Origin of the sequence: Nocardiopsis protaetiae, from assembly GCF_045446735.1 — a bacterium.
Lineage (GTDB): Bacteria > Actinomycetota > Actinomycetes > Streptosporangiales > Streptosporangiaceae > Nocardiopsis > Nocardiopsis protaetiae.
In genome coordinates this window covers 1-6,847 of sequence record NZ_JBJJBV010000321.1, presented here as the reverse complement: position 1 = coordinate 6,847, position 6,847 = coordinate 1, and the positions used below count along the sequence as shown (strand labels likewise).

The 6,847-nt window shown below is 71.8% G+C and carries 6 protein-coding genes; 1 reads left to right on the top strand and 5 read right to left on the bottom strand.

The features are described from left to right. Window positions 1-20: 20 nt before the first annotated feature. Window positions 21-1,910 (top strand): HtaA domain-containing protein, encoded by a 1,890-nt coding sequence (locus ACJOT3_RS30575; protein ID WP_406976607.1) that lies wholly within the window; start codon window positions 21-23, stop codon window positions 1,908-1,910. A 260-nt stretch (window positions 1,911-2,170) separates the two neighbouring features. Here the strand turns inward: ACJOT3_RS30575 and ACJOT3_RS30570 are convergent, their stop codons facing one another. The 5 genes from ACJOT3_RS30570 to ACJOT3_RS30550 form a co-directional block, all read right to left on the bottom strand. Then, entirely contained in the window at window positions 2,171-2,413 is a 243-nt protein-coding gene (locus tag ACJOT3_RS30570; protein ID WP_073379644.1) for a DUF3039 domain-containing protein, read from the bottom strand. 59 nt (window positions 2,414-2,472) lie between these two features. After that, entirely contained in the window at window positions 2,473-3,054 is a 582-nt protein-coding gene (locus tag ACJOT3_RS30565; protein WP_406976606.1) for a YqgE/AlgH family protein, read from the bottom strand. Between the two features lie 64 nt (window positions 3,055-3,118). Then, complete coding sequence (locus ACJOT3_RS30560; RefSeq protein ID WP_406976605.1) at window positions 3,119-4,534, bottom strand: NAD-dependent malic enzyme; 1,416 nt, start codon at window positions 4,532-4,534, stop codon at window positions 3,119-3,121. 317 nt (window positions 4,535-4,851) lie between these two features. Then, a complete protein-coding gene (locus ACJOT3_RS30555) occupies window positions 4,852-5,604 on the bottom strand; it encodes a cytidylate kinase-like family protein (protein ID WP_406976604.1) in 753 nt (250 codons plus the stop codon). 215 nt (window positions 5,605-5,819) lie between these two features. After that, window positions 5,820-6,770, bottom strand: coding sequence for a tetratricopeptide repeat protein (locus tag ACJOT3_RS30550; RefSeq protein WP_406976603.1), 951 nt, complete (start codon window positions 6,768-6,770; stop codon window positions 5,820-5,822). Window positions 6,771-6,847 lie beyond the last annotated feature (77 nt).

The following is a 6,847-nucleotide window of genomic DNA, read 5'->3' as shown; positions in this document are numbered from 1 at the left end:
GATTGGAACCGACGAATCCCATGACCAGCACGACCAGCAGCGGCACGCGCGGGAGGGTCCGCCGCGCCCTGCGCTCCCTCACCGCCTACGCGGGTGTGGCGGCACTGGGCGGTGCGCTCGCCGTGGCGAGCGCCCCCACCGCCTCCGCGGACGAGGTCCTCCAGCTCTCCGGCGGCTCCGCCACCTGGGGTGTCAAGCAGTCCTTCCGCAACTACGTGGGCAGCCCGATCGCGGGCGGCGGCTACGTGGCCGACAACGGCGCGACCAAGCTCGCCAACGGCCTGATCGACTTCCCCACGGCGGGCGGCGCGGTCTCCAAGGAGGACGCCTCCGGTGACGTGAGCTTCGCCGGGACCGTCGTCTTCACCGGTCACGACTACGGCCAGGGCCCGGTCCTGGAGGTCCGCCTGGCCGACCCGCGCGTGGTGTTCGAGGACGACACCGCCACGGTGTACGCCGACGTCACCAGCCGCGAGTTCAACGGCGCCACCCCCGCGCTGCCCCCGGGCGACCTGATCGAGTACGGCCAGGTCCCCGTCACCGAGCTGACCGGCGTCGAGGTCGACGTCGAGGGCGAGGACCTGGTCTTCACCTCCACCGGCGGCACCCTGCACGCCGACGCGGTCGAGCCGTTCGCCGGCTTCTACAGCGCCGGCGACCCGATGGACCCGCTGTCCTTCACCGCGGGCATCGACGAGGCCGGGGGCGGGAACCCCGACCCGGTGCACGACCCCAAGGTCACGGTCACCCCGACCACCGGCCTGGACGCCGAGGGCGACGTCGTCACCGTCTCGGGCACCGGCTTCCGTCCGGGCTCGGGCATCTACGTGGCGCTCACCGCGATCCCGCAGGCCGAGGACTCCTACCCGGCCCACTGGTACGGCTCGGGCGTGTGGCTGCGCGGTGACACCGCGCCGGGCGCGCAGGGCACCTTCAGCACCCCGCTCGACGTCGTGGGCGCCTTCAGCAAGGGCGGCAGCGACTACGACTGCCTCCAGACGCAGTGCTACGTGGCCGTCTTCAACGACCGCAACGACCTGGCCAACCGCGACCAGGACGTGTGGACGCCGATCACCTTCGCCGCCGACGAGGAGCCGACCGAGGAGCCCACGGAGCAGCCGACCGACCCGACCGACCCCGAGGGTCCGCTGACGGTCCACAACGGCCGCGCCGACTGGGGCGTGCGGGAGTCCTTCCGCAACTACATCGTGGGCAACATCTCCAAGGGCACCATCGAGACCAAGGACGGCGCGAGCCGTAACGACGACGGCACCTTCGCGTTCACCAACGGCTCGGGCGAGGTGGACCTGAGCGAGGCCACCGCCGAGATCTCCTTCGAGGGCACCGTCCTGTTCCAGGGCCACGTCTACGGCGACGCCGACCCGCTGCTGTACATGACGGTCAAGAACCCGCGCGTGGTCATCGACGGCGCCGAGGGCACCCTGTACGCCGACATCGTCAGCAAGTCGCTGGCCAACGCCGAGCTGGTCACCTACGACGACGTCGCGTTCGCCGACCTCGACCTGTCGGGTGTGCAGTACGACCTGACCGAGGGCGTGCTCGGCTGGGAGCCGATCCCGGCGACCCTGACCGCCGACGGCGTGCCCGCCTTCGCGGACTTCTACGCCCAGGGCGAGCAGCTCGACCCGATCACGCTGACCGTCAGCGTCGACGAGGACGTCAAGGTCCCCGGTGGCGGTGACGGCGGCAACGGCGGCAACCCCGGCGGCGGTGACCCCGGTGACGGCGACGGGGGCACCAAGCCCGGCCTGCCGAACACCGGTGTCGCCCTGGCCGGCCTGCTCGCGGCCGCCGCGGTGGCCGTCGGCGCCGGCGGCGTGGCCGTGGCCGCGTCCCGCCGCCGCCCGGCCGCCGAGGCCGGTGCCGACGACGAGACCGCCGAGGTCTAGTCACCCGGTAGTGCATGACGCGGCGAGGGCGCCCGGCAGGGTTCTGGAGGCCTGAAGTGAACGTCTTCGAGGAGAAGGCCCGTCGGCCGCAGACCGTCCTTTGAGGGTGGTGGCGGGCGACGGGTGGGCGAGGATGTTCACGTAGGGCCGAAGGTTCCTGCCCATGGGGGCGCCCTCGCACGGCCCGAAGCGAGCACGACGAGGGCCCCTTGGATCCGGATGGATCCAAGGGGCCCCTCGTGTCCCGGAGACGGCCGGGGTCAGGCCATCATCTCTTCGTAGATCTTCTTGCACTCGGGGCAGACCGGGAACTTCTTCGGGTCCCGGTTGGGCACCCAGACCTTGCCGCACAGGGCGATCACGGGGTTGCCGGTGACGGCGCTCTCCGTGATCTTGTCCTTCTGGACGTAGTGGGAGAACCGCTCGCGGTCCCCGCCATCGTGCGAAGTGTCCGGCTTGGTCTCACTGTCCGGCAGGACCTTGTTGAGGACGTCCATCGACATCGTTCTCACCTTTCGAAGTCTGCGTTCCACGGTATAGCGTGCCGCGTCCCGGCCCGCCCTCAGTTCATGGTGGGGTCGTCCGGGTAGGTGGACAGCATCGCGAGGTCGCCGCCCTGGCGGCGCAGCACCCGCGACCACAACCCCTCGGGGTCGGTGGTGAACACGTCGGCCGCGACCGCGTCCAGGACGTACCACGCCCCCTCCTCGATCTCCCCGGCGAGCTGCCCGGCGCTCCACCCGGCGTACCCGGCGAAGACGCGGAACCCGCCCAGGGCGGTGCCCGGTACCGGCGCGGGGTTGTCCAGGTCGACCACGCCGATACCCGTCAAACCCGAGGCGGGGTCCAATCCTTCCAGGGGGGACCAGCCGGGCGGCGGCCCGTCCGGGCCCCGCGCTCCCAGCGCGATGCCCGAGCCGGTGCCGACCGGGCCGCCGGAGAACATCACGGCGGGCTCGCTGGCCAGGGCGCCCCAGTCGATGACCACGTCGGCCACGGGCAGGCCCAGGGGACGGTTGAGGATCACCCCGAGGGTGCCCTCGGGGGTGTCGTCCACGACGAACACCACCGAGCGGCGGAAGGAGTCCTCCTGGAGCACCGGGGCGGCCACCAGGAGCCGCCCGGTCATCGTCGGCTGGTCCATGCCACACCCCATACCCCGGAACGGGACCCGGACCCGTGCCCGGTCCCCGTTCCGGAAGGGTACGTCAGCCGCGATCGCGGTCGGTCTTCTGGCCCCGCTGGGCGACCTCGCGGACGGCGGTGGCCACGTGCGTGGACAGGTCGGCGTGAAACACGCTCGGGATGATGTAGTTGGGGCCGAGCTCGTCCTCGGTGACCACGTCGGCCAGGGCCTCGGCGGCGGCGACCATCATGTCGGAGGTGACGTGGTGGCTCTGGGCGTCGAGCAGGCCGCGGAAGAACCCGGGGAAGACCAGCACGTTGTTGATCTGGTTGGGGTGGTCGCTGCGGCCGGTGGCGACGACGGCGGCGTGCAGGCGGGCCACGTCCGGGTCGACCTCGGGGTCGGGGTTGGCCAGCGCGAAGATGATCGCGTCGTCGTTCATCTCGGCGATGTCCTCGCCGGTCAGCAGGTTGGGCGCGGAGACGCCGATGAAGACGTCGGCCCCGGTCACGGCGCCCTTGAGGTCGCCGGAGTAGCCGCCCTGGTTGGTGTTCTCCGCGATCCAGCGCAGGTTGGGGTCCATGTCCTCGCCGCGCCCGGCGTGCACGGCGCCGTGGATGTCGCTGACGATGACGTCGCGGGCCCCGGCGTGCATGAGCAGCTTGAGGATGGCGGTCCCGGCCGCGCCCGCGCCGGACATGGCGATGCGGACCTCGCCCAGCTTCTTGCCGACGACGCGCAGGGCGTTGCGCAGGGCGGCGAGCACGACGATGGCGGTTCCGTGCTGGTCGTCGTGGAAGACGGGGATGTCGAGCAGTTCGCGCAGGCGGGCCTCGACCTCGAAGCAGCGGGGCGCGGAGATGTCCTCCAGGTTGATGCCGCCGAAGCCGGGGGCGATCAGCTGGACGGTGCGGACGATCTCGTCGACGTCCTGGGTGTCCAGGGCGATGGGCCAGGCGTCGATGTCGGCGAAGCGTTTGAAGAGGGCGGCCTTGCCCTCCATGACGGGCATGGCGGCCTCGGGGCCGATGTTGCCCAGGCCCAGGACGGCGGAGCCGTCGGTGACGACGGCGACGCTGTTGCGCTTGATGGTGAGGCGGCGGGCGTCGTCCTTGTTGGCGGCGATGGCCTGGGAGACGCGGGCGACTCCGGGGGTGTAGGCCATCGAGAGCTCGTCGCGGTTGCGCAGCGGCACCTTGGACTTCATCTCGATCTTGCCGCCCAGGTGCATGAGGAAGGTCCGGTCGCTGACCTTGTGCACGGTGACGCCCTCGACGGCGCCCAGGGCGTCGACGATGGCCTGGGCGTGCTCGGTGTCGCGGGCGGCGCAGGTGACGTCGATGCGGATGCGCTCGTGTCCGGCGGCGGCCACGTCCAGCGCGGTGATCATGCCGCCCACGCGCTCGACCGCGTTGGTGAGACCACCCACGGCCGTGCTCCCCGCGTCCAGTTCGAGGCGGACGGTGATGGAATACGAAACGCTGGGAAGGGTGGCCACGTAGTGCTCCTCGGGTGGTGCCGGTGCTTCTGTGTCCGGACGTGCGGACGTCCCCGGGCGCGGCGCCGTTGATGCGCGGCGGGGCATCGGATGTGCGCGGTGCCTCCCGGGGGCGGCACCGCTGCGGACCCCGGTTCGCGGTCAGGGGGCTCGCGACTCGGGTCGCCTCACCCTACCCGAGTCAAGCCACCGGAGTCAGCACAAGCCGACATTTGTCGCTTCCGTGAAAAACCGATGAATTTCCCACCGGCGTTGATGGGATGACGGGATGGAATCACCGGCTGGTCCCACGGGTGCACCACGGTAACGCCGGGGGGTCAGCCGGTCTTCCCCGAGGCCCGGTCGCGGGCCGCCCGGACGATGACGTCGGCGCACGCCCCCGCCGAGAGGACGGTGCCGTCGAGCACCATGTGGTAGTGCCGCGGCGAGGCGGCGTCGGTGCGGTAGAAGCGGCGGACGTAGGCGGCCCGGGCGCGGTCGTTGTCGTCGCGGATGCGCGCAGTGGGAGGAGCTGCGCCGAAGGCGTCCGTTGAGGGTGGTGGCGGGCGACGAGTGGAAGGGGCCGCCGTGTCCCCGACCCCGCCAGAGGCCCCCGACTCCCACTGTTCGCGGGCCCGCTCCAGCCGCGCCTCGGGAGCGCCGTCGAGCCGGACGTGCAGGGCGGTGGGGTGGTCGGCCAGGACGATGGCCCCGGCCCGGCCCAGGACGACCCCGCCGGTGTGGGCGACCTCACCGATGACCTGTTCGGTGTGCTCGACGAACTCGTGGTCGTAGAGCAGCCGTCCCTCGTCGTTGACGGTGCCGACGAAGGCGGTGTCGACGCTGCCCAGGGTGACGGTGGGCAGGCGCACGGCCCCGGTGAGGAGGCGTTCGAGCCCGCCGGGCGAGCGGTCGTCGTGCTGGAGGGCCTCGTCGAGGGAGCAGCCGATCCGCCCGGCGACGGCGCTGGGCACCGCCCGGTCCAGGAAGACCACTCCCAGGGCGGCGGCGACCGCGGGGCCGACGACGGCGCCGCCCGCGCCGTAGGTCGCCGAGATGGTGACGACAGGGCGGGGTCGTTCGCTGCTCATGGGACACCTGCCGGGAGGACCGGGCGGGCCGGGAGGCTCGCGGTGGCAGGGTTGTACCCGCCACCGGTCGCCCCTATCCTCCCGGCCCGAAAACCGGGAAAGAAGGGGTGGTTTTACCGCTTTGTCCGGGTACCGGTGGGCAATGTTTCCGATTTCCGCACAGCGATATCTTCACGGCGACCGATTTCGCCGCTCTCCCCTCCCTGTATCCCCCTCTAGAACAGGGCGGAGGTGAGCCGCCGGCGCGCCGAGGCCACCGCCTTGTCGCCCGGGGGCAGCAGGTCGAACAGCTCCAGCAGCCGGGCGCGCACCGCGTCCCGCTCCTCGTCCGCGGTCCGCTTGACCAGCCCGATGAGCCGGTCGAAGGCGTCCTCGAACTTGCCGCCGTACATGTCCAGGTCGGCGACGGCCAGCTGGGACTCCACGTCCTGCGCGTCGTCGGCGGCGGCCTTGCGCACGGCGTTCATGTCCACCGCGCGCAGCCGCCGGACCAGCCGGACCTGGGCGAGCTTGCTCCTGGACTCGGTGTCCTTGGGGTCGCCCTCGACCGCCTTGGCGTAGATCGCCTCGGCCGTGTCGAAGTCCTCCCGGTCCAGGGCCTCCTGCGCCTCGGCGTCGATGGGCCGCAGGTCCGTGTCCGGTGCGAGGCTCTCGGCCTGCTCCGGGCCGCCCTCGCCGAACAGGGTGCCGGGGTGGCCGGGCGGCAGGGCGCCCTGCTCCTTGAGCGCGGCGAAGGCCTCGGTCAGCCAGGCGGTGAGCTGGTCCTCGGGGACCGGGCCCGCCGGGCCGGGCAGGAGCTGGCCCTGCACGACGACGATGATCATCGGGGTGGTCGGCACCCGCAGCGCCTGCACGAGCTGGGGGCTGGCCTCGCCGTCGACCTTGGCGAGGAACCAGTTGCCGCCGGAGGCCGCGGAGAGCTTGTCCAGGGCGTTCTCGACCTGCTTGGACTGCTCGGACCAGCCGGCGAGGACGGCCAGGACCACCGGGGCGGCCATGGACCGCTCCAGGACCTGGGCCTGGAAGTTGCCCTCGTCGACGTTCACGGCGTAAGGGTTGGATCGACCCGCCGACTCGGCGGCGCGCTGCTTGGCCTCACGTTCCATGGCCGCCTTGCGCGCACCGAGGTCGACGGCACTGTTCGGGGAAAAGTCCGAAGGCTGCATGTGTCCATCCTGCCGTATGCGCGGAAAGGACGCGGACCGAGAACCGGTCCGCGTCCCCTCGTCGGCGGGCTCAGAAG

Bases quoted from the DNA above. Each gene is read 5' to 3' on its own strand.
- ACJOT3_RS30575 (WP_406976607.1), top strand. From the start codon at position 21: ATGACCAGCACGACCAGCAGCGGCACGCGCGGGAGGGTCCGCCGCGCC.
- ACJOT3_RS30570 (WP_073379644.1), bottom strand. From the start codon at position 2,413: ATGTCGATGGACGTCCTCAACAAGGTCCTGCCGGACAGTGAGACCAAG.
- ACJOT3_RS30565 (WP_406976606.1), bottom strand. From the start codon at position 3,054: ATGGACCAGCCGACGATGACCGGGCGGCTCCTGGTGGCCGCCCCGGTG.
- ACJOT3_RS30555 (WP_406976604.1), bottom strand. From the start codon at position 5,604: ATGAGCAGCGAACGACCCCGCCCTGTCGTCACCATCTCGGCGACCTAC.
- ACJOT3_RS30550 (WP_406976603.1), bottom strand. From the start codon at position 6,770: ATGCAGCCTTCGGACTTTTCCCCGAACAGTGCCGTCGACCTCGGTGCG.